We start from the raw sequence: 22,335 nt of genomic DNA on the forward strand, positions 1-22,335 counted from the left end.
CGAGTTGCCACGGTCACGCGATCGCGCGGAAGGAATCGAATCCATTCCGCGACGTGGTGCGAGTTGTGGCGACGGTTTGCCTGCTATTCTCGATGTTGCCAGCGACGACGAGGGCGTTGGCTGTTTCATAAAAGATGGCGTCAGAACGCAGGCGTTGCAATGAAATGCTATTGCGAAACGATATGGACGCTTGGTTCATCCATCTCGCGCCGATCCCGGATTTTGGAAAATCGTTCTGTTCGCTCAATGACGAGCGAATGCCGCGTCGCTTGCGCCGGATGCGACAGTCATCGCGTCAGCCGATGCGGCAAGAGAACCTCTGATGCAATGGGACCCGGCGTGCGGGCCCATCCGCGAGCGGCGGCTGCAACATTGATAGTGGAAACCGACTCTGAAGTCGGGTAGCCATACGCTCTGCCAAAGGAGGCCGTCGTGGCTCGCTGGAATAACGCCGTTGCCAGCGCAACGGAACTCAAGAATCTCCGGAAGGACGCGTTGTACCGTGAGGCGGCAAAGGCCTTTCGCCGCAATGGCTATCACGGGACCTCGCTCGACGAGATCGCCGAGGGCTTGGGGATCAGCAAGCCCACCCTCTATCACTACGTCAAAACCAAGCGGGATCTTCTGTATCAGTGCCACATGGCGGCGGCCGAGCAGGCGCTGTCCACGGTGTGCCGGGACGAGGGCGTCACCGGCATCGAGCGACTCCGGAGGACGACGTCAGCCTATGTCCGATCAATGATCGGCGAGCAAAGCTATAGCGTTATTATTCTTGAGGAAAAATCGCTTTCCCCGGTCCAGCTTTCGACCGTCGTGCATGAGCGTGATCGCTTCGAGGGCGCTCTGATCTCGATGGTGCTGGAGGGGCAGCAGGACGGCACGATCCTCCCCGGGGAACCGCGGTTCGTGGTCTTCAACGTGCTCGGCGCGGTCAATTGGGTCACCAAATGGTACCGGCCCGGTGGCTCCTGGAGCGAGGCGGACGTCGGCGAAGGGGTCGCAGGCTTTGTCTGCCGGGGCCTAGCGTCGCCTGGCGTCACAATTGAAGGTAGTCAATTACTGCCGCGATTGCCGTCGATGGCAGCAATGTCAGTGCGGAAAACCTAGTCGGCGAGTCCACCCTGTTGACTTTCGACTCTGCAGTCGATTAGTCGTACCGATAGTTGAGGCGGGCCGATGAAGAGCGCGCCGGGTATGGCAGGACGTTGTGGCGGACCAAGTACGAGATGGAACGAGCCCGGCAGGGGCAAGCAGCTCCCGTCAGTTGTTACGGGCAGTGGGACTCTCGAAGCGCTTCGGCGGCGTGCAGGCGTTGCGCGATGTGTCGTTCGCGATGGATCGTGGACAGGTCGTCGGGCTGATCGGGCCAAACGGCTCCGGCAAATCGACCTGCGTCAATCTTCTCTCCGGCACACTGCCTGTCAGCGCAGGCGAAGTCTGGCTCGACGATGAATTGCTGACCGGCAAGCCGATTGATGCGGCTGTGGTCAAAGGCCTGTCGCGCACCTTCCAGAGCACGCAGATATTCCCTGAAGATACCGCGCTCGAAAATGTGATGCTCGGGTGTCACACGCTGTTCAAGCAAGGCCCGGCGAAGTCCGTTCTGCGCACAGCTTCGGCCAAACGCGAAAATCTCGAACTGGCCACCCACGCCGAGCGCTCGCTTGCATTGGTCGGCCTTGCGGAGCGCCGGGACCAGATCGCTTCGACGCTGTCGGCGGCCGAGCAGCGCCTGCTGATGATCGCTGTGGCGCTGGCGTCAAAGCCGAAGGTCATTCTGCTCGACGAGCCAGCGGCGGGCATGGTCGCCAGCGAGCGCCGCGCCTTGGCAGGCATCATCCGCTCCCTGCCGTCGCACGGCATCAGCGTGCTGGTGATCGAACATCACATGGGGCTGATCATGGAGGTCTGCGACCGCATCGTCGTGCTGAACTTTGGCCAGAAGATTGCCGAGGGCACTCCAGCTGAAATCCGTAACAATCAGGCGGTCATCGACGCCTATCTTGGGCATCGCGATCATGCTTGAAGTCTCCGATCTGCGTATTGCTTACGGCCAGGTCGAGGTCGTGCATGGTGTGTCCTTCAATGTGCGCCAGGGCGAATGCGTCGCGCTGATCGGCCCGAACGGCGCCGGCAAATCCACCATTCTGAAGACCGTCTGCGGGCTGATGTCGCCAATCGGCGGCTCGATCATGTTCGATGGCCGCTCCACCGCGGGCCTGCCCGGTCACACAATTGCAGGACTCGGCATTTCGATGTGCCCGGAAGGCCGTCAGGTCTTTCCGGAAATGACCGTGATGGAGAACCTGCAGCTCGGCGCCTATACGCGCCGGCGTAGCGCGATCAAGAACGACCTCGATGAGATGATGACATTGTTTCCGCGTTTGCGCGAGCGCGCCGGGCAGAATGCCGGAACGCTGTCAGGCGGCGAGCAGGAGATGGTGGCGATCGCACGTGCGCTGATGGCGCGCCCGAAACTCTGCATTTTCGATGAGCCATCGCTCGGCATCGCGCCGCGCGTGGTCGATGAAATCGAACAGACGCTGCTGGCGATCAAGGCGCGGGGCGTCACCATCCTGCTGGTCGAGCAGTCCGTTTCGATGGCGCTTCGCGTTGCCGACCGCGGCTACGTGATCGAGGCGGGATTGATCGTGCTTGAAGGGTCGTCGGCCGAACTCTCGGGCAACAAGGACGTCCAGAACGCCTATCTCGGTTTTTGAAGCAAGAAAACTCACAGGAGGAGATACTTATGAAGAAATTGTTGGGAGCGGTGCTGTCCGCAGCGCTGATCGGAGCGCCCGGCGCATTCGCCGCCGAAAAGACGCTGACGATCGGTTACAGCGATGCGCTGACCGGCGGCGGCGCTGTCTACGGCGTGCCGCAGAAGAAGGCGATCGATCTTGCGATCGAGGAGATCAATGGTGCCGGCGGCATCAAGGTGGGCGCGGACAACTACAAGATCAAGACCATCGAGTATGACGACAAGGCGGACTCGACCGAAGCCACCAACGTCGCGCGCAAGCTGATCGACCGCGACGACGTCAAGTTCATCCTCGGCTATTGCTGCTCCGCCTCGGGCGGCGCGATGGCCTCGTTCATCGGTCGTGAAGACGTTATCGTACTGGTCGGCACCGCTGGTGCGCGCTCGATCACGTCGATCGGCAACAAGAACGTATTCCGTACCCGTCCGCCCGGTGACTACACCGGAGCAGCCGCGGGCAAGTTCATCGCCCAGCAGGGCGTGAAGACTCTTGGCGTTCTCGCCGTGCGCGACGTGGCGCTGTTCACCCAGTACCGCGATGCGCTGGTCAAGGCGTTCGAGGAAGCCGGCGGCAAGGTCGTTGCGATCGAAACCTTCGGCGGTCAGGACCGTGACATGACCGCCCAGCTGACCAAGCTGCGTGGCCTCAATCCGGATGCGCTGTTCGTGTCGGGCTACGTCGAGCAGGTTGCCTTCAGCCACCGTCAGGCTGCCGAACTCGGCATCAAGGTTCAGCGTTATGGCTTCTCCGGCGGCAGCGCCGAGCAGTTCACCAAGGTTGCCACCGCCGAGCAGATGAACGGCGCATGGGATCTTCTGGCCATCGAGTTCAATGCCGACGTCCTCGGCCCGAAGGCGGTCGCCTTCGCCGATCGCTACAAGAAGAAGTACAACGAGAACCCAACGCCGAACCTGGCCTATGCCTACGACCAGGTCTATGTGCTACGCGACGCGCTGCAGGCCGCGCAGACCACGACCGACCTGAAGAAGATTCAGGACACGATCCGCGCGCTGCCGGTTCCGAAGGAAGCATTGTTGAAGTACCTGCCGATCAACGGCCGGATGTTCGACGACAAGGGCCAAGCCTACATCTCCAATGGCGCGTTTCAGTGGAAGAACGGCAACTGGGCCTTCGTCAAGGAGCTTCCGTCGGATGCTGCGGCCTATTCGAACTTCCTGAAGACGGTCAAGGATTGATCGCAGACCTAATTCAGCCCGCGGAATGTTCCGCGGGCTGATCATCGGACCAGCTCATGCTCATCGATTTCATCCAGCAGATCTTCAACGGCCTCGTAGTCGGCAGCATCTACACGCTGATCGCACTCGGCCTGACGACGATCTTCGGCATTCTCGGCATCGCGCACTTCGCGCATGGCAGCGTCGCCATGTTCGGCGGATATCTGACCTATTTCCTGATCTCGGCGCTCGGGATCGGCCTGTTGCCGTCATTCATTCTGGCGATGGCCGTCGGCGCACTGCTCGGCGTTGTTCTTGAGCGTGTCGCGTACTATCCGGTGCGTAACGCACCTCCGATCAATTCCTTCATTATCGCGCTCGGACTGACCCTGATTATCGAGAAGCTGAATCTGCTCGCGTTCGGTATCGATCAGGTCATCATCCCGACGCCGTTCGTCAATGTCATCAATATCGGCGGCGTGACCATGCCGGAGCTGCGCATCTATGTGCTGGTGATCGCCGCGATCCTGGTCATCGGAATGACGCTTCTGATCCAGCGTACGTGGATCGGCATGGCGGTTCGCGCGGTCGCGCAGAATCGCGTTGCGGCAGTGCTGATGGGCATCAACGTCAATTCCGTGTCGATGTTCGTGTTCGCGCTAAGTTCCGCGCTGGGCGTCGCGGCCGGCGTGCTGGTCGGCGCGCTGTTCGCGGTGGCGCCGGGCGTCAGCAGCGGGCTCGTCATCAAGGGCTTTGCGGTGCTGATCCTCGGCGGCCTCGGCTCGATCCCCGGCGCGATCGTCGGCGGCATGGTGCTCGGCGTGTCCGAAGCATTCGCTGCGGCGTTCGTGTCGTCGGCCTACAAAGACGTGATCTCGTTCCTGCTGATGATCCTTGTTCTGCTGGTGCGACCTGAAGGCCTGATGCGCAGGAGCAGCCGCTGATGTGGACGCGATTTGCCATTGTTGCGGTCATTGCTGCCGCAATCGTCTTTCCGCTGTTCGTGACGGTGAACTACTTCATCCACCTCGCGATCCTGGCGATGATCTTCATGATCGTCGCGCAGGGCGCCAACGTCATTCAGGGCTATACGGGCTACGTCTCGATCGCGCAGGGCGCGTTCATGGGCATTGGCGCCTATGCCTCGGCGTTGCTGAGCATGCGCGCAGGATTTCCGGTGTGGCTCTCGATGCTGGTGGCCCCGTTCATCACGGCGGTCGCCGCGGCGATCGCGGGCTATCCGTCGCTTCGGGTCAAGGGTCACTACTTCGCCATCGTGACGCTGGCGATGAATATGGTGGTGTTCATCGTGCTGGTGAACTGGATCTCGCTGACTAAGGGCGAGCCCGGCCTGCCGAGCATTCCGTCGCCTGAAGCGATCAATCTCGGCTTCATTGAAATCGCATTCGAGAAGCGTCGCGCCTTTTACTATCTCGCGCTGGCGGCGCTGGTTCTTGTTATGTGGATCGTGGCCGCTGTGGTGCGGTCGCGGGTCGGCCGGGTGTTGCTGGCGATCCGCCAGAACGAGACTTTCGCTGAAGCTGCGGGCATCGCCTGCTGGAAGTACAAGCTGTTCGCGTTCATCTTCAGCGCGTCACTGGCGGGCTTTGGCGGCGCGATCTACGCGCACTACATGGGATTCATCAATCCGACGCCGTTCTCCGCGGATGCATCGCTCAACGCCATTCTTGCGGTCATCCTGGGTGGCAGCGGTACGCTGACCGGCCCGCTGATCGGCGGTGCGCTGACTGTGATCCTGCCGGAAGCGCTGCGCGTGGCTGAAATCTATCGCCTGATCGCCTATGGTCTGTTGCTGATCCTGGTGGTGATCTTCCTGCCGCGCGGTCTGGTGCCGGCGGTGGTCGATGGTGTCAGGTCGATCACGGGCAGGGGGAAGAAGGCTCCGTGAGCGTGCATATCGGCAGCTTCGTTCGGCATCACGCCATCTCGCAGCCCGATGCACCGGTGCTGCGCGTGGGCGAGCAGGCGCTGAGCTATCGCACGCTCGACCGCCGTGCGGCTGGTTGCGCCGTACGGCTGCGTGATTTCGGTGTCGCCGCCAATGACCGCGTGATGTTCGTGCTGCCGAACTGCGTGGAATGGGTCGTGCTCTACCAAGGTACGCTTCAGGCTGGCGCGATTCCGGTGCCGATCAATCCGCTGCTGGCGGCGGCCGAGCTAGCCGCGATCATCACCGATTGCGAGCCGCGTGTGGTGTTTGCGCGTGCGGCGATGGCTGCGCAACTGCGCCAGAGTGTCGGTCACATCAGCTCCGTGGTCGATATCGACGCGCAGCCGTTCACATCCGACGAAGCCGAGCCGCAGCCGTTGCCACGCGCAGGCTCCGATGATGTCGCGCTCATCCTTTATTCATCGGGATCGACCGGCCTGCCGAAGGGCATCGAACTCTCGCACGCCAACATCTTCTGGAATGCGCAGGCCTTCGCTTTCGATCTGCTGCGGTTGACACCAGACGATCGGGGATTGACCGGCCTCCCGCTGAGCCATGTGTTTGGTCACACCTGTCTCTACACAGCGTTTCTGTTCGCAGGCGCATCGGTCACGCTGGTCGAACGTTTCGATGCTGCGGCGGTCCTTGCGACGATTCATTCGCAGCGAATTACCGTCTTCATGGGCGTCCCGACCATGTATTGGACGCTGCTGCGCGAGGAAATTCCCGCCGGCTTCGACCTGTCGTCATGGCGGGCCTGCGTCGCCGGCGGCCAGGCACTGCCGGAAGACGTGCATCGCAAGTTCGAGATCAAGTTCGGCGTCGCGATCTCCGAAGGCTACGGTATGACGGAAGCGAGCCCCTCCGTCACAGGTTGCCGCCTGTGGGGCGCGCCGCGCAAATCCGGCTCGGCCGGACAGCCCTATCTCGGCGTGCAATTGCGGATTGTCGACGACGAGGGCCGGGATGTCCCCCGCGGCGAGCGTGGTGAAATTCTCGTTGCGGGGCCTGGCGTCGCGCGCGGCTATTTCCGTCAGCCGGAGCTGACGGCACAGACTTTCCGTGACGGCTGGTTGCATTCGGGCGACATCGGCTACGTCGATACGGACGGTTTCCTGTTCGTGGTCGACCGCAAGAAGGAGATGATCATCTCCGGCGGCTACAACATCTATCCGCGTGAGATCGAGGAAGTCGCGCACGCGGTCGAAGGCGTCTACGAGGTCGCTGCGATCGGCGTTCCCGATGACCGGCTCGGCGAGCGCATTGTCGCCTATGTCGTATTGGACGCCGGCGCCTCGGTGCCGGAGGCGACGCTGCTTCAGCGCTGCAGTGATCAGCTCGCGCGCTACAAGGTGCCGCGCGAAGTGCGCTTCATGGAAGCGCTGCCGCGGAACGCAACCGGAAAGATCGATCGCCGCCGGCTTCGGGACCTTGGCCGCGATCCACAATAAGGACGGATGGATGAATACGCAGGAATTCACCTCGCTGCTCGAGGAAATGACGCTGGCCGCGGAGGTGGCCGATGGCGAGCGCTTCGCGCGCTGTTTCACCGAGGATGCGATCTACTACGACTACATCTACGGCGCACATCATGGACGCAAGGATATCGCGCACATGCTGCAGAACCTGTTCCGCCGGGATGCCGACGACGACTATCGCTGGGAGATGTTCGATCCGGTGTTCGACGGCCGCATGGGTTATGCGTGGTCGTTGTCGAGCTTCACGTCACTGGTGCCGCAGTTCAAAGGCAACTTCGTTGTGATCGACGGCATGAGCCGTTTCATTATTCGCGACGGCCTGATCGCGGAGTATCGCGAATCCGTCAATGGCGGCGTGGCGATGCAGCAGTTGGGCGTTGAGCCGGCGCGCATGGCGAAGGTCTTCGCTCGCTGGACCGGCTGGCTGAAAGAGCGCGCCGAAACCGCCACCTATCTGTCGAAGCAACCGAACTGGCGGAAGCGTCCACCGCAATCCTGAGCGAGGCCTTGTAGCATGACCTATCAGCACATCCTGTACGACGTTGAATCGCGCATTGCGACCATCACGCTGAACCGGCCGGATCGCATGAATGCGTGGACGCCGACCATGGAGCGCGAGGTGCGCCTCGCCATGGAGGCAGCAGCCAGCGATGACGGCGTGCGCGCCATTGTCCTGACCGGGGCTGGCCGCGCATTCTGCGCCGGCGCCGACATGGAGGAACTAAAGACGCTCGATCCCAACGACATCAAGAGCGACCAGTGGATGAAGCCGTTCGACATGAATCGGCGGCCCGACTGGCAGACGCGCTATTCGTTCTATCCGGCGATCTCCAAGCCTGTGATTGGAATGTTGAACGGCGCCGCTGCCGGCATCGGTCTTGTTCACGCACTTTACTGCGATCTTCGTTTTGCGGCTGACAACACCGTGTTTACGACGTCGTTCTCCCGCCGCGGGCTGATCGCCGAACACGGCATGAGCTGGATGCTGCCGCGCATCATCGGCCACTCCAATGCGCTTGATTTGCTGATGTCCGCGCGGCGGGTCTCAAGCGCGGAAGCGCTGCAAATCGGTCTCGTGAACCGGCTCTATCCGGCGGCGGAACTGCGCGCCAAGACCATGGAATATGTCAAGGACATGGTCGACTTCGCATCGCCGCGCGCGGTCGGCGTCATCAAGCGTCAGCTCTACGAAGTGCCGTTCCAGAGCCTTGCCGAGGCGACGATCTACGCCAACCGCGAGATGGAGCTTGCAGCCCGCAGCGACGATTTCCGGGAAGGCGTCGCGAGCTTCCTCGAAAAGCGCCCGCCGAATTTCTCAGGGACCTGAGGCACGATGGCACGTCTGTTCACCGTCGAAGAAGATGCGTTCCGGCTCACGGTCCGGACATTTCTCGACGACAAGCTGCCGGCGGATCTGCGCGAGCGGATGCTGAGCGGCGAGCGCCCGACCCGCGAGGACAAAGTGACATGGAGCCGGTTGCTTCATGAACGCGGCTGGGGCGGCTACACGTGGCCCGCTGAACATGGCGGTCCCGGGTTCTCCCCGATCCAGCGCTATATTTTCGAGGACGAGGCCTGGCAGGCCGGCGCGCCCGAGGTCGTTCCGTTCGGTCTCAAGATGGTCGCGCCGGTGATCATGAAGTTTGGCAGCGACGCGCAGAAGAAACGTTTCCTGCCGCGGATCGCCTCGCTCGAGGACTATTGGTGTCAGGGCTATTCGGAGCCGGGTTCCGGCTCCGACCTTGCATCGCTGAAGACCCGGGCTGTGCGTGACGGCGACGACTATCTCGTCACGGGTCAGAAAATCTGGACCACCGAAGCCCACGACGCCGACTGGATCTTCTGTCTGGTGCGGACCGCATCCGACGGGCGCAAGCAGGACGGCATCTCGTTCCTGTTGATCGACATGAAAACGCCCGGCATCACCGTGCGGCCGATCATCACGTTCGACGGCGCGCACGAGGTCAACGAGGTCTGGTTCGACAACGTCCGCGTCCCCGTCGCCAACCGGATTGGCGAGGAAGGACAGGGCTGGACCTGCGCGAAGTATCTGCTCGAGAAAGAACGGCTGAACTTCGGCGGCATGGGCTTCTGCAAACGCGAGGTCGCGCGGCTGAAGCGGCTGGCGCAGACGAACGGGAAATCTCGTCTCGACAATCCGCTGTTTGCTGCGCGCGTCGCCGCGCTGGAGATGCGGATCGCTGCGGCCGACCTGACCAATTTGCGCTTTCTTCGCGCGGAAGAGCGCGGCGACGCGGTTGGGTTGCCCGCGCCCTACCTGAAAATTCTGAGCTCCCACCTGCAGCAGGATGTGCTTGAACTGCAGGTCCGTCTGCTCGGCCGCAGTGCCTTGCCGGTGCGCGCGGCCGATCTCAGCAACACGCCACTGGCGCTCGATTCTGAGCTGGCCAACGTCGCGCCGACCTACTGCAATTACCGCAAGACCACGATCTACGCAGGCTCAAACGAGATTCAGCGCAACATCGCGGCAAAGAGCCTGCTGGGGTGACATGATGTCCGACACCGCCAATGTCATTTTCGTTCCCAAGCAGGAGCACGGGCTCCTTGTTGATGCCCTCGATCATCTGCTGGGCGAGCCGGCGCTGATCAAGGACGGCTGGCGGCCGTTGTGGCTGCAGCTTGCGCAGGCTGGAATTCTCTCGGCGGCATTGCCTGAAAGCGATGGCGGCTTGCAGGATTCGCGGGCCTTGGCGTTGCTGGCCGAGCGGCTTGGCCGCAGCGGCGCGGTATCGCCGTTCATTTCATCGGGTGCTGCGGCGACATCGCTGCTTAGCCGCGTTCCGGCGGCTGATCGATTTGCCCAGCTTCGCGAACGCCTCGGCTCCGGCTCCGTCACCGTGGCGGTGGACATTCCGGGGATCGCGCAAAGCGAGCGCGGCGCTGTCACGTTGACTGACGGCAAGTTGAGCGGTGTTGTCCGTCTTGTGCCATTCGGGGCCGAAGCAGATTTCATCATTCTGGTTGCGACGTGCAACGATGGCGAACCTGCGCTCGTTCTGGTGCGAAAGTCCGATGTCTCGGTCGAGCAGTCCGTGATCGGAATCGATGGCGCGCCTTATGCGACGCTCCGCCTCGACGGCATCACGCTTCAGCCGGACTCGGAGCTTGCGCGCGGTGCAGAGGCCGAGCGGCTGATTGCATGGGGCAGGGATGTGCTCGTCACCATGCACTGCGCCGAGGCGCTGGGCGCGATGTCGATGCTGGTCGATCTGACGCGGGATTATCTCAAGGTCCGGCATCAGTTCGGTGAACCGCTGTCAGCGTTCCAGGTGTTGCGCCACCGGCTGGTCGACATGGACATGGCGCTGACCGAAGCGCGATCGGTGGTCGAATGTGCTGCCGGTCTTCTTGAGGAAGACGATGTGTCCGCCCGCCGGCAGGCCGTGATGGCGACGCATTTCACTGTGGCGCGTGCTGCGCTCAAGGTGTCGCAGGACAGCGTGCAACTCCACGGCGGCATCGGCATGGCCGACGAGACACCGGTTGGGGGTTACTTCCGCCGATTGCTGACCTTGCCGCTGCTGTTCGGCGACGAGGATGCCTGCGCGGAAAACTATTCCGGTTGACGGCTACGGCTGGTCCACGGCAACCGATAGGTCCGCGGTAACGTCGCGGCGTCTATTTCCTTGCTTGCGTAGACCGGCGCGGGAGGGTGATCACCGTCTCGACGTCGTCCCTCTTCACTGGATTGCCGTGCTCATCAACGAGGGCCACGGCAAGCTTCTGTCCCGTTGTCTTTGACCGGAGCGTCAAAGGCCCGGAGCCGTTTCCGATCCAGTGATCGCTCCATTCGGTCAATGCGGTAAAGGACAGGCCGAGGGACTGGCCCTTTTTGGTCAACGGATATTCGATCCGCGCGCGTTGTCCGTCCTCGCGATAGTCCCGGCGCTCCATCAGGCCGTTTTCAACGAGCCGGGCGAGGCGATTGCTCAGCACGCTTCGGGGAACGTCCAGTTCGTTCTGAAAATCATCGAACCGCCGGACGCCGTATAACGCCGATCGCAAAATCACCAGCGTCCAGCGGTCGCCGATCAGTTCGAATGCTTTCCACAGATTGCAGTCGCCTGGTGGAACAGGGGAGCGGCGGATGAGGGGGGCGTCGGTCATGACGTCATATTATCTGAGTTGCAAAATTGGATCTAGGTGGATAGCATCTGAGTCCAATAATTGGACTCAATGGAGTAGCTATTAATGCCAACCCGGCCCGTGAACAAGGACGATGCACTTGAGGATTTCGTTGCTCGCGAGATTACGCTGAACGGCGTGACAAAGGTGGTGCATGTGTCCGGAACCGGCCCGGCCGTGATTGTGATGACGGAGATGCCGGGCATCAGCCCGCATGTGGCGCGGTTCAGCCGCTGGGTGCGCGATGCGGGATTCACGGTGTACATGCCGTCGCTGTTCGGCCGTGACGGTGCGCTGGTCAGCGCAGAGGAAGGTGTGGCCGTGATGCAGCGCGCGTGCGTCAGCGCCGAGTTCCGTGCGTTCGCCGCCAACGAGTCCAGTCCGGTCACGATGTGGCTCCGGGCGCTGGCGCGACACGCGCACGACGAGCGCGGTGGTCCCGGCGTGGGTGCGATCGGCATGTGCTTTACCGGAAATTTCGCGCTGTCGATGATGCTGGAGCCAGCGATGCTGGCGCCGGTCGTGTCACAGCCCTCGCTGCCGCTCAACGATCCCGCCGGAATGGCGATGACTCCCGATGAACTCGCGGCCGTTCGCGAGCGCCTCGAGCGCGAAGACCTCACCGTCATGGCCTATCGCTTCGCGGGCGACAAGTTCTGCAAGGCGCAGCGCTTCGCTGCGTTCGCCGAAGCGCTCGGCGACCGCTTCGTCGCGCGCGTGCTCCCAGACAGTGCGGCCAACACGGACCTGCCGTCTTTCTTCGCAACCCATGTGACGACACCTCACAGCGTGGTGACGGCACACCTGATCGACGAAGCAGGACAGCCGACCATCGCCGCACGCGATGAGATCCTGTCGTTCTTCAAGCATCGGCTCACGTAGGAAGAGCATCGACGGCGGCTGGACTGCGGACGAACACGGCTGCATGATCTGCTCTGCCGAATTGCAGGGAACGTCATGCCTCATCTTGTCTGTCACTATTCCACGTCACCCGACATGCCCCCGATGCAGGACGTCATGCTGGCACTTCATCGCGCGGCTGCGTCCACCGGTGTCGTCCAAGCCGAGGATCTCAAGATCCGGGCGCAGCCGTTTACCGACTATCTCGTCGCCGGCGAGCAGCGATCGTTCTTTCACCTGTCGCTTTATCTTCTGGCGGGACGGACGCCAGAACAGAAGGAGCATCTCAGCACCGAACTGAGAAAAGCCCTCGCGGGTCTTTTGATCCGCGTGCACAGCATCAGCGTCGATATTCGCGATATGGATCCGCAGGCTTACAAGAAGCGATTGCTCGACAGCTAGACCAGCAGCGGTTTTGCTGAGATGGCCATATCCTTCAGCAGCGGCAGGAAGCGATCGATCATTTCGCCGGTCGTGATGCGATCCACATGCGCGCCGATATTCGCCGCCGCCACGACTGCGCCGTCGTATCGATGGATAGGGACCGAAATCGAGCGGAAGCCGGGTTCGGCTTCGCGGTCCACCAGCGAATAGCCCTTGTTCCGGTCGCTGATGATGGTGGCGATGACGATGGATTTGTCGGTGACGGTTTCCGGCGTCTGGGCGGCCAAGGTCATGGACTCGATGGTGGAGGTCAGTTCGTCATTTGAGAGACGGCCGAGCAGAACGCGGCCGACGGACGTGCAATAGGCCGGGAGCCTGTAGCCGATATCGATCCCGGCGGAAAATACCCGCGCGGGGCTGGCTCGGGCGACAAAGACGGCTTCCTGCCCATCCAGAATTGCAAGCGAACAGACCTCGTGGGCCTTTGTCGAAATCTCGTCCATCAGCGGCTGCATGACGGCAACGATCTGATTGGACGAGAGATAGGCCGAGGCCAATGCCAGCACGCGCGGCGTCAGCGAAAACAGCCGCTCGTCGCCTGCGACAAAGCCTGACTTCTGGAGGGTCAGGAGGATTCGGCGCGCAGTGGCGCGCGGCAGATTGGACGCCTTGGCGATATCGCTCAGCGTCATCGGGCGGTGTTCGATGCCGAACGATTGCAGCACGCGAAGGCCGCGGTCGAGGCTTTCGATGAACTCGCCCCCGTCGCGCCTGGCTTCTTCTTCCTCTGCGGTGCGCTTCACGCGGGGCATGCTGGTCAAGTTCTTCCGGTTCATGTGTCGATCCGATAGACGAGACCATATTTCGCCGGTTTATGCACCAGTCGTGTTGATCGTTGTCAAAAGCGATTTGAAATCGAAGGAGAGATCGGCCGCCTGCTCCGGCGTCGGTGAAATGCCACTGCCGATCAGTCGTCTGGCAGCCATTTGATCGCCTGCGCGACTGACGCTGTCCACGGCGCACAGTCTGTCCTGCTTGTAGTAGAAAACCGAGAACTGTCCGGTTTCCAACGATCCGCGCACCGCCTGCCGATCGAAATTACGCGAGATTCCCACAGTCTGCAGTTTCGCATCGTATTGATCGGACCAGAAGCGCGGCACGCTGTCATAGGGGCCGGTTTTTCCAGCGATCGCCAGCCCGGCCGCCTTGGCCTGGTCTTGCGCGTTCTGCACCGATTCGAGTCGCAGCCAGTCTCCGGCGTAGGCGTTGTAGTGATTGGCGCAGTCGCCGGCGGCAAAAATGCCGGGGTCGTCGGTCATGCCGTGGTCGTCCACCACGATTCCGTTGGTGCAGTTCAGTTGCGCGTCGCGTGCAAGCTGATCGTTCGCCACGCCGCCGATTCCCACAAGAACGAGATCTGCGCGCAGGCACGCACCGCCTTGCGTCGTCACGAATGCCACGCGGCCGTTTTGTCCTTCGATCCCTGCGACGGTGTCGTTGAGGCGGATATCGACGCTGTGCCTTGTGTGCAGATCGAGCAGGAATTGCGAGACGAGCGGCGAGACCGAACGTTCGAGCAGGCGCGGCGCGCTCTCGATGATGGTCACTTTCTTGCCGAGCTTGCTGGCGGACGCCGCGACCTCGAGGCCGATGAAACCGCCGCCGATGACGACAATCTCGGCTGCATGCCGCAGCCGTTCCTTCAGGCCCACCGCGTCGCGGATCGAACGCAGATAGCACACGCCGTCGAGGTTTGAGCCCGGAAGGGCCAGACGCCGCGCGTGAGATCCGGTGCCGATGAACAGCTTGTCGAAATCGAGTGTCGTGTTGCCGTTGATCGAAAGCTTCCGCGTATGCCGGTCGATCGCATGCACGCGAGTCTCGAGAATGAGATTAATCTGCTTCAGCTTGAAAAACGCGTCGTCGCGAAGGACCAGATTGTCCTGCGTGACCTTGTCGAGCAGGAAGTCCTTGGACAGGGGAGGCCGCTGATAGGGCAGCAGATGGTCGTCGGCGACAACCGTGATGCGCTCCGCATATCCTGAGTCGCGCGCGGACAGGGCTGCCTGAATCCCGGCATACGATGCGCCGACAACGACGAGCCCGCTCATGATTGTGCCTCCGGAATGTGGACGGTGAGGGATGTGATCGAGGACGGGAGCTTCAATTGGCAGCTCAAGCGGCTGTTGGATTTGCGAGGGGCGGCAACCGAGCCGAGCAGTTCGAGTTCTTCCGGTTGCGGCGGAGCCAGCACGCCCGAAGCGCCTTCTTCTACGTAGACGTGGCACGTCGCGCAATCGAGACAGCCGCCGCATTCTGCATCGATGCCGGAAATTCCGTTGCGGATCGCCGCGAGCATGACGCTCGTTCCGCTGTCGATGGTCACGACGGCCTCGGAGCCGTCCTGCTGAATGAATCTGATCTGGGCCATATCACTGCATCCGTTGTTGTGGCTTGGCAGCAAAGTTCAATTAACGAACATATGGGCGATCATCGAACATATCAAGCTAATGGAGGCTGCTATCCGCTTCACCCGGCATTGCGTCTCTTTTCGCATTTGCAGCACAAATAGGCGCTCTCGGCCTTCAAATTGCGCTTGCGCGATTTCTTGTTTGGAGTCAGTCTAACATATATCGCACATATGTTCGAACATCGAACATTGATCTAAGGCAAACGAGCACGATGCGAACGTCCGAACTGACAAGGCGCGGAGCAACCGCGGCAGATGTGCAGGAAGTTGCCGTATGCGGCGATTTTGCTTCTGCCGGGCCTCGCGTGTTGCGGCGGAAAGGTTTTCAATCGCCGAAGCATCTCGGCGAACCGAGACCTCGACTGGCCTGCGCCATCGATGATTTCGGCAATAATCCTCTCGGGACTGGAAGGACGAAACAGCCATGATGAGCCAAGAGCAGAACGATCTGATCACCCGCACGGGTCCAGCCGATCCCGCCGGGAAACTGATGCGGATGTACTGGCAGCCGGCGGCGCTGGTCGACGAACTCGAAGGCCCGCGGCCGATCAGGGCCGTGAAACTGCTTGGCGAAAATTTCGTCCTGTTTCGCGACGAGCAGGGCCGCTACGGCTTGATGGATCGCGATTGCCCGCATCGTGGCGCGGACCTCGCCTTTGGGCGGCTTGAAAACGGCGGTTTGCGCTGCGCCTTCCATGGTTGGCTGTTCGACGTCCAGGGCAACTGTCTCGAAACGCCGGCCGAGCCGGTCGGCTCATCGTTGTGCAAGAACATCAAGCAGCGCGCCTATCCCGTTGTGGAGAAGGGCGGCATCCTGTGGGCCTATCTCGGCGCGGGCGAGCCGCCGGCGTTTCCGGAGATCGACTGCTTCGTCGCGCCCGACGCCTATACCTTTGCGTTCAAGGGACTGATCGAATGCAATTGGCTGCAGGCACTGGAAGTCGGCATCGATCCGGCACATGCCTCGTTCCTGCATCGCTTCTTCGAGGACGAAGATCTGGAAAAGTCCTACGGCAAGCAATTCCGCGGCGCGTCCGCCGGCAGCGATATGCCGATGACAAAAATTCTGCGCGAGTACGATCGTCCGATCATTAACGTCGAGAAGACGGAGTATGGCCTGCGTCTGGTGGCGTTGCGCCAGATCGATGATGAACTCACTCACGTGCGTGTCACCAACCAGTTGTTCCCGCATGGCTTCGTCATTCCGATGAGTCAGGAAATGACGATCACGCAGTGGCATGTGCCGGTCGATGACACCCATTGCTACTGGTATGCGATCTTCACCAGCTACACCAAGCCGGTCGACAAGAAGAAGATGCGCGAGCAGCGGCTCGAACTGTACGAACTGCCAGATTATATCTCGCGGCGTAACAAGACCAACGACTACGGCTTCGATCCGCACGAGCAGGCGACCGAGACCTATACCGGCATGGGTCTGGACATCAACGTCCACGACCAATGGGCGGTGGAGTCGATGGGCGCTATCCAGAACCGCACCCGCGAACATCTCGGGCAGTCGGACAAGGGGATCGTGCAGTATCGCCGGCTGCTGCGTCAGGAAATCGAGAAGGCGGTTGCCGGTGGCAAACCGCTGCTGTTCCTCGATGAAGCGCACGCGCGCAGCATCCAGGGGCCAGCAACGATGGACGGCATCGGGCCGACGCGCGGTTGGGAAATCTACTGGATGGAAGTCGACGTGAAGCGGCGGCGCGGTGCGCCGTGGGCCGCGCCGATCCCGACTGAAATCGCCGCGAAGGTGCCGCATCTCACTGCGGCCGAATAAGGTCTGCTGAGCCAATGTCAGGGAAAGCAACGTCATTGAGCTTTGTCGCACGACATCGTCTTTGGTCGGAGGAGCAGAACGAAGCGGCAGTCCGGCTTCGGCGCATTGTCGAGGAAAAGGGACTGGATACGATTCGTCTGTCGTTTCCCGACCAGCATGGGATTCTGCGCGGCAAGACGCTGGTTGCGAGCGAAGCGCTGCGCATCCTTGAAAGCGGCTGCTCGATCACGACCACGATGCTTGCGAAAGACACCTCGCATCGCACGGTGTTTCCGGTGTTCACCGCCGGTGGTGGTTTCGGGATGAAGGAAATGCAGGGCGCGGCTGACGTCCTGATGGTCCCCGATCCGACAACGTTCCGGGTGCTGCCCTGGGCACCCACCACGGGCTGGGTCCTGTGCGATGTTCATTTCGCCGACGGCCGTCCGGTGCCGTTCGCGACACGCGGATTATACAAGTCGGTCCTGAACAAGCTGGCCGCGCGCGGCTATGACTTCGTGGCGGGGCTTGAGGTCGAGTTTCACGTCTTCAAGGTCAGCGATCCGAAGATGCAGCCCGGCGATGCCGGACAGCCTGGCGAGCCGCCGGAGGTCAGTCTTCTATCCCACGGCTACCAGTATCTGACCGAGCAACGCTACGACCAGATGGAGCCGGTGCTCGAACTAATCCGGCGCGATGTCGTCGCACTCGGTCTGCCGCTGCGGTCGATCGAGGTCGAGTTCGGCCCCAGCCAGTGCGAGTTCACCTTCGCGCCGACGGTCGGGCTCGATCCGGCCGATACGATGGTGCTGTTCCGCAGCGCCGTGAAGCAGATTTGCCACCGCCATGGTTATCACGCGACCTTCATGTGCCGCCCGCGCATTCCCAACGTCGTGTCGTCGGGCTGGCATTTGCACCAGTCGCTGGTTTCGAAATCTGACGGCCGCAACGCCTTTATGTCCGACACCGATGGGGAATTCCTGTCGGACTTCGGCAAGGGCTATCTCGGCGGATTGCTCGACCATGCCCGCGCGGCGACCGTATTCACGACGCCGACGATCAATGGCTACAAACGCTACCGGTCCTATTCGCTGGCGCCGGATCGCGCGATCTGGGGCCGGGACAACCGGGGCGTCATGATCCGCGTTCTGGGCGGCCCGAAGGACCCGGCTACGCGGTTCGAGAATCGCGTCGGCGAGCCCGCGGCCAACCCGTATCTATATATGGCGTCGCAAATCCTCTCGGGGCTGGATGGCGTGGATCGCTCCATTGACCCCGGGCCGTCTGCGGATACACCTTATGAGACCAAGGCCAGTCTACTGCCGAAGTCGCTGCGCGAGGCCGTTTTCGCGCTGAACGACGATCCATTCTTCAGGAACGCAATGGGCGCCGAACTGGTAGACTACTACGTGCACATCAAGAACGCCGAGATCGAGCGCTTTCAAGCCGAAGTCACCGAATGGGAGCAGCGCGAATATTTCGAGATGTTCTGATGCGGCGCGCCGGACAGGCTTGACGTAAACTAAATCAAATAAACAGGAGCAGGGGACGAATATGAAAAAGACAGTGAACTACGCGTGCGTGCTGGCAGTTGCTGGACTGATGTCGGGAGCGGCCCATGCCGACACCATCAAGGTCGGCGTCATCGGCACCATGTCCGGGCCGTATGCGCTGTTCGGCCAGAACTTCAAGGCCGGTATTGATGCCTGGGTGGCCGAGCACGGCTCCAAGGTCGCGGGCCACGACGTCGAGTTCATCTACCGCGACGAGGAATCGCCGAACCCAGCGAAGTCCAAGGCGCTGGCGCAGGAACTCCTGGTCAAGGACAAGGTGCAATACATCGCCGGCCTCTATTTCACGCCGGACGCCTTGGCGGTCGCGCCCCTGCTTGAGGAAGCGAAGACCCCGATGATCGTCTTCAATGCCGCGACCTCGGCCATCGTCGAGAAAAGCCCGTACATCGTCCGCACCTCCTTCACCATGTGGCAGAACACCGTTCCCGCCGCGAAAGTTGCGAAGGCGAAGGGTGCGAAGAAGGTTGCCATCGCGGTCACCGATTACGGTCCTGGCATCGATGCCGAAGCCGCGTTCAAGAAGACGTTCGAGGCTGACGGCGGAACGATCGTCGAAGCCATTCGCATGCCGATCGCGACCACCGACTTCAGCCCGATCATGCAGCGGATCAAGAGTTCGGGCGCCGACACGATCTTCACCTTCCTGCCTGCTGGTCCTCCGACCCTGGGATTTGTGAAGGGCTATATCGACAACGGCCTCAAGTCGGCCGGCGTGAAACTGATCTCGACGGGTGACGTCGTGACCGAGCCAGATCTGCCGAACATCGGCGACAACGGATTGGGCATTCTCTCGACCTATCACTACGCCGTGTCGCACGCTTCGCCGGAGAACAAGGCGTTCCTCGAAAGGCTCGCCAAGGTTGGAACGAGCGTTGATAACGTCACGATGACGTCGGTAGCCGCCTATGACGGCGCGCGCGTGATCTACAAGATGATCGAGGCCACCAATGGCAAGCGCGATCCGGAAAAGGCCGTCGCCGCGGTCAAGGGCATGAAGTGGATTAGCCCGCGTGGCCCGGTGTCGATCGATCCCACGACGCGTCACATCACGCAGAACGTCTATCTGCGCGAAGTGGCAAAGGAGAACGGCAAGCTCATCAACAAGGAGCTTCAGACATTTGAAGCCCAGCCTGATTGGGCGCTGGTCAAGAATTAAGCCACCTATCCGCCATGCATGGATTGGCGCGGGTTCGCTCGCGCCAATCTTTTACGACCGGACAGACAGAACCGAGCCATGCTGCACAGCCCGGACTCCATCCGATACATCAATGCGCGGATCTACCGGTCCGCGGATGATATCCGTCCGGCCCGTTCGCTCGTGACGCGAAAGGGCGTCATTGATTGGGTCGGCGATGACGAGGATGGACCAGACGCTGCCCGTGTTATCGACATGCAGGGCGCGACGATTATCCCCGGTTTGACGGACGCACATGTTCATCTGTTTGCCATCGCCAACGAGCGGCAGCAGATCCAGTTGAATGGACCGGGCGTCCGCACCGTTGCGGATGTTCTGCGTCACCTGTCGGTGGCGGCAAGGACAACTGCGCCCGCGCAATGGATCAGGGCGGTCGGTTTCGACGAAAACAATCTCGCGGAGCATCGTTATCCGACGCGGGACGAAATCGACGCCGCGGTCCCGGATCATCTCGTCATCATTCGCCGCTTCTGCGGGCATACCGCGATCCTCAACAGCGCCGCTCTGAAGCTGCTTCAGATCGGCGAGGGTGTCTCCGATCCGCCGAGCGGCTCGTTCGGGCGCGATGCGCGCGGACGGCTGGATGGCAGTGCCAAGGAAAGTGCCGCCGAGAATGTTTTCCGGGCGATCCCGGCGGTTGATCCGGCCGCGATGGCTGCTTCATTGCGCGAGACCATCGAAGACAGCATCCGCATGGGCCTCACGGCTGCTGTCGAAGCCGCGGTTGGTTTCACCAGCGGTTTCGATGACGAGTTCGCGGTATGGAATTTGCTTCGCCAGGATTCCTCGTTCTCACCGATCCGCCTTGGATTCATGTATCAGCTCGATCCGAAAGATGCCGCCGCGCGTGGCTTTATGCCCCGCCGTGATCCCGACTGGCAGGCGATGACGCTGAAGTTTTTTGCCGACGGCATCGTCGGCGCGCGCACCGCGGCGGTGACAAAGCCGTTTGCCGATACCAAGTCGCACGGGTTCTTCATGCGGGATGAGGCCGATCTCGAACGCGTGATTGTCGAAGCGCATCTCGGCGGCTGGCAAACGGCAACCCATTGCGTCGGGGATCGCGCGTCCGCGCGCATCATCTCGGCATTCGAGAAGGCTGAAAAAGCGTTGCCGGGACAAAAGCTGCGCCACCGCATCGAGCATTATTTCTGTCCGCCGGAGGGCGGTCTTGCGCGCATGAAGGCGCTCGACGCCCTGATCGTCACGCAGCCGAGTTTCCTGGCGCGGATGCGCCGTTCGATCCTCGAAGCGTTCGGACCGGATGCCAACAGCAAGTATCCCGCGCGTTCCGTGATTGATGCCGGTGTCACTTACGTCGGCAGTTCCGATGCACCGACGGGGCATGTGTCGCCGTGGGTCGGGATGGCGAATGCGGTGGATCGCGGGGCATCGCTGGGCGCGCCGATCGGTGCGGATGAGGCGCTGACCCGCCGTCAGGCCGTCGGAAGTTATGTCCACGGCGGCGCCTTCGCGATGAAGCAGGAAGAGTGGCGCGGAATGCTCGCGCCGGGAATGGCGGCAGACTTTATCGCCCTCGACCGCGACCCGTTCGACGCCTCCACCGATCTGGCTGCGACCGAGGTGCTGATGACGGTGCTTCGTGGTGTCGTGCGTCATAATACGCTGTCGGCCTCTCAGCCAGCGAAGACAAAGGCAGAGGTTCACTGATGCTGACCGCGCTGAGCATTCTGCTGGACGCGATTTCCTACGGGATGGTGCTGTTCACGATTTCCATCGGCCTGTCGATCATGATGGGACTGATGCGCGTTGTGAACCTCGCCCATGGCGCGTTCGCCATGATCGGCGGCTATCTCGCGTCCTATGCGCTGAAGACGCTCGGCGTCAGCTATCCGATTGCCATTATAATGGCGGTGGTGGGGACGATCATCATCTCGATCCCGTTCGAAGTTCTGCTGTATCGGCGCATCTATCGCCACTCCGATGCGCTGACCCAGCTTCTGCTCACGATCGGCATCACATTCGTCATCATCGGTTTGGCGAATTTCACGCTCGGCCCGACATCGAAACCGATCCCGTTGCCGGTCGCACTCAGCGGCCCGTTCGATCTCGGCTTCCGCATGATCGCGACGCATCGGCTGCTGGTGATCGCCTGCGGGCTTGTGACCGCGCTGGCGCTATGGCTGCTGATCGACAAGACGGAGTTCGGCGTGCGGATGCGCGCGGCCGTCGATAACGGCGACATGGCGGAATCGCTCGGCATCCGTACGCAGTGGATCTATTCGGCGACGTTCGCTCTGGCGGTCGGTCTGGCGGCATTCGGCGGTGTGCTCGGCGCGGAGATGCTGCCGATCGAACCGTTCTATGCACTGCGCTACATGGTGACGTTCCTGGTCGTTGTGTCGGTGGGAGGCGCTGGATCGATCCTCGGCGCGCTGTCGGCGTCGCTGTTTCTGGGGCTTGCAGATACAACCGGAAAATATCTGGCGCCGGAGTTCGGCGAGTTTTTCTTCTATCTCGCGGTGATCCTGACTGTGTTCCTGTTTCCGCGCGGACTTCTGGGGCGGGTTCACTGAG

General features: G+C 61.6%; 23 protein-coding genes. 18 read left to right on the forward strand and 5 right to left on the reverse strand.

Annotated elements, in window-relative coordinates:
* Positions 1-13: 13 nt before the first annotated feature.
* Positions 14-247 carry a hypothetical protein gene (locus tag HNQ36_RS25980; protein WP_210312131.1) on the reverse strand — a complete coding sequence of 78 codons (234 nt, stop codon included), beginning with the start codon at positions 245-247 and terminating at the stop codon, positions 14-16.
* A gap of 185 nt (positions 248-432) precedes the next feature.
* Here HNQ36_RS25980 and HNQ36_RS19775 point away from each other — a divergent pair, with 185 nt between their 5' ends.
* From HNQ36_RS19775 to HNQ36_RS19825, 11 genes are all read left to right on the forward strand, one after another.
* Positions 433-1,107: a TetR/AcrR family transcriptional regulator gene (locus HNQ36_RS19775; RefSeq protein ID WP_184087880.1), complete on the forward strand. Its 675-nt coding sequence runs from the start codon at positions 433-435 to the stop codon at positions 1,105-1,107.
* A 169-nt stretch (positions 1,108-1,276) separates the two neighbouring features.
* On the forward strand, positions 1,277-2,026 hold the full coding sequence (locus HNQ36_RS19780; protein WP_184087882.1) for an ATP-binding cassette domain-containing protein: 750 nt from the start codon (positions 1,277-1,279) through the stop codon (positions 2,024-2,026).
* Positions 2,019-2,720, forward strand: a complete 702-nt coding sequence (locus HNQ36_RS19785; protein ID WP_046829536.1) for an ABC transporter ATP-binding protein — start codon at positions 2,019-2,021, stop codon at positions 2,718-2,720. The genes HNQ36_RS19780 and HNQ36_RS19785 overlap by 8 nt, the downstream gene beginning before the upstream one ends.
* A gap of 29 nt (positions 2,721-2,749) precedes the next feature.
* Positions 2,750-3,958, forward strand: a complete 1,209-nt coding sequence (locus tag HNQ36_RS19790) for an ABC transporter substrate-binding protein (protein ID WP_046827234.1) — start codon at positions 2,750-2,752, stop codon at positions 3,956-3,958.
* Between the two features lie 56 nt (positions 3,959-4,014).
* Positions 4,015-4,881 carry a branched-chain amino acid ABC transporter permease gene (locus tag HNQ36_RS19795; protein WP_184087884.1) on the forward strand — a complete coding sequence of 289 codons (867 nt, stop codon included), beginning with the start codon at positions 4,015-4,017 and terminating at the stop codon, positions 4,879-4,881.
* Positions 4,881-5,846, forward strand: a complete 966-nt coding sequence (locus tag HNQ36_RS19800) for a branched-chain amino acid ABC transporter permease (RefSeq protein WP_184087886.1) — start codon at positions 4,881-4,883, stop codon at positions 5,844-5,846. Before HNQ36_RS19795 ends, HNQ36_RS19800 begins: the two co-directional genes overlap by 1 nt.
* Complete coding sequence (locus tag HNQ36_RS19805; protein ID WP_184087888.1) at positions 5,843-7,339, forward strand: AMP-binding protein; 1,497 nt, start codon at positions 5,843-5,845, stop codon at positions 7,337-7,339. The genes HNQ36_RS19800 and HNQ36_RS19805 overlap by 4 nt, the downstream gene beginning before the upstream one ends.
* A 10-nt stretch (positions 7,340-7,349) precedes the next feature.
* On the forward strand, positions 7,350-7,865 hold the full coding sequence (locus HNQ36_RS19810; protein ID WP_184087890.1) for a nuclear transport factor 2 family protein: 516 nt from the start codon (positions 7,350-7,352) through the stop codon (positions 7,863-7,865).
* A 15-nt stretch (positions 7,866-7,880) separates the two neighbouring features.
* Positions 7,881-8,693 carry an enoyl-CoA hydratase gene (locus HNQ36_RS19815; protein ID WP_184087892.1) on the forward strand — a complete coding sequence of 271 codons (813 nt, stop codon included), beginning with the start codon at positions 7,881-7,883 and terminating at the stop codon, positions 8,691-8,693.
* 6 nt (positions 8,694-8,699) lie between these two features.
* A complete protein-coding gene (locus tag HNQ36_RS19820; RefSeq protein WP_184087894.1) occupies positions 8,700-9,875 on the forward strand; it encodes an acyl-CoA dehydrogenase family protein in 1,176 nt (391 codons plus the stop codon).
* Positions 9,876-9,879: 4 nt separating this feature from the next.
* Entirely contained in the window at positions 9,880-10,953 is a 1,074-nt protein-coding gene (locus tag HNQ36_RS19825; protein WP_184087896.1) for an acyl-CoA dehydrogenase family protein, read from the forward strand.
* A 52-nt stretch (positions 10,954-11,005) separates the two neighbouring features.
* On the opposite strand, the gene HNQ36_RS19830 is transcribed toward HNQ36_RS19825, so the two are convergent.
* Positions 11,006-11,494 carry a winged helix-turn-helix transcriptional regulator gene (locus HNQ36_RS19830; protein WP_184087898.1) on the reverse strand — a complete coding sequence of 163 codons (489 nt, stop codon included), beginning with the start codon at positions 11,492-11,494 and terminating at the stop codon, positions 11,006-11,008.
* 84 nt (positions 11,495-11,578) lie between these two features.
* On the opposite strand from HNQ36_RS19830, the gene HNQ36_RS19835 reads away from it, so the two are divergent.
* Entirely contained in the window at positions 11,579-12,394 is an 816-nt protein-coding gene (locus HNQ36_RS19835; RefSeq protein WP_184087900.1) for a dienelactone hydrolase family protein, read from the forward strand.
* A gap of 75 nt (positions 12,395-12,469) precedes the next feature.
* Entirely contained in the window at positions 12,470-12,814 is a 345-nt protein-coding gene (locus tag HNQ36_RS19840) for a 5-carboxymethyl-2-hydroxymuconate Delta-isomerase (RefSeq protein WP_184087902.1), read from the forward strand.
* On the opposite strand, the gene HNQ36_RS19845 is transcribed toward HNQ36_RS19840, so the two are convergent.
* From HNQ36_RS19845 to HNQ36_RS19855, 3 genes are read right to left on the reverse strand one after another with little or no spacing between them, the layout of a single operon-like run.
* Positions 12,811-13,608 carry an IclR family transcriptional regulator domain-containing protein gene (locus HNQ36_RS19845; RefSeq protein WP_184088389.1) on the reverse strand — a complete coding sequence of 266 codons (798 nt, stop codon included), beginning with the start codon at positions 13,606-13,608 and terminating at the stop codon, positions 12,811-12,813. The genes HNQ36_RS19840 and HNQ36_RS19845 overlap by 4 nt on opposite strands.
* Before the next feature lie 60 nt (positions 13,609-13,668).
* On the reverse strand, positions 13,669-14,907 hold the full coding sequence (locus tag HNQ36_RS19850; RefSeq protein WP_184087904.1) for an NAD(P)/FAD-dependent oxidoreductase: 1,239 nt from the start codon (positions 14,905-14,907) through the stop codon (positions 13,669-13,671).
* The gene (locus tag HNQ36_RS19855; protein ID WP_184087906.1) at positions 14,904-15,227 is read right to left on the reverse strand and encodes a 2Fe-2S iron-sulfur cluster-binding protein; all 324 of its coding nucleotides are present in this window, start codon (positions 15,225-15,227) and stop codon (positions 14,904-14,906) included. The genes HNQ36_RS19850 and HNQ36_RS19855 overlap by 4 nt, the downstream gene beginning before the upstream one ends.
* 463 nt (positions 15,228-15,690) lie before the next feature.
* On the opposite strand from HNQ36_RS19855, the gene HNQ36_RS19860 reads away from it, so the two are divergent.
* From HNQ36_RS19860 to HNQ36_RS19880, 5 genes are all read left to right on the forward strand, one after another.
* On the forward strand, positions 15,691-17,049 hold the full coding sequence (locus tag HNQ36_RS19860) for an aromatic ring-hydroxylating dioxygenase subunit alpha (protein ID WP_184087908.1): 1,359 nt from the start codon (positions 15,691-15,693) through the stop codon (positions 17,047-17,049).
* A gap of 14 nt (positions 17,050-17,063) precedes the next feature.
* On the forward strand, positions 17,064-18,521 hold the full coding sequence (locus HNQ36_RS19865; RefSeq protein ID WP_246395463.1) for a glutamine synthetase family protein: 1,458 nt from the start codon (positions 17,064-17,066) through the stop codon (positions 18,519-18,521).
* A gap of 61 nt (positions 18,522-18,582) precedes the next feature.
* Positions 18,583-19,758, forward strand: coding sequence for an ABC transporter substrate-binding protein (locus tag HNQ36_RS19870; protein ID WP_184087910.1), 1,176 nt, complete (start codon positions 18,583-18,585; stop codon positions 19,756-19,758).
* A gap of 78 nt (positions 19,759-19,836) precedes the next feature.
* Complete coding sequence (locus HNQ36_RS19875) at positions 19,837-21,468, forward strand: amidohydrolase (protein ID WP_184087912.1); 1,632 nt, start codon at positions 19,837-19,839, stop codon at positions 21,466-21,468.
* Positions 21,468-22,334: a branched-chain amino acid ABC transporter permease gene (locus HNQ36_RS19880; RefSeq protein WP_184087914.1), complete on the forward strand. Its 867-nt coding sequence runs from the start codon at positions 21,468-21,470 to the stop codon at positions 22,332-22,334. Before HNQ36_RS19875 ends, HNQ36_RS19880 begins: the two co-directional genes overlap by 1 nt.
* Position 22,335 lies beyond the last annotated feature (1 nt).

Origin of the sequence: Afipia massiliensis (genome assembly GCF_014203115.1) — a bacterium.
Taxonomy (GTDB): domain Bacteria; phylum Pseudomonadota; class Alphaproteobacteria; order Rhizobiales; family Xanthobacteraceae; genus Afipia; species Afipia massiliensis.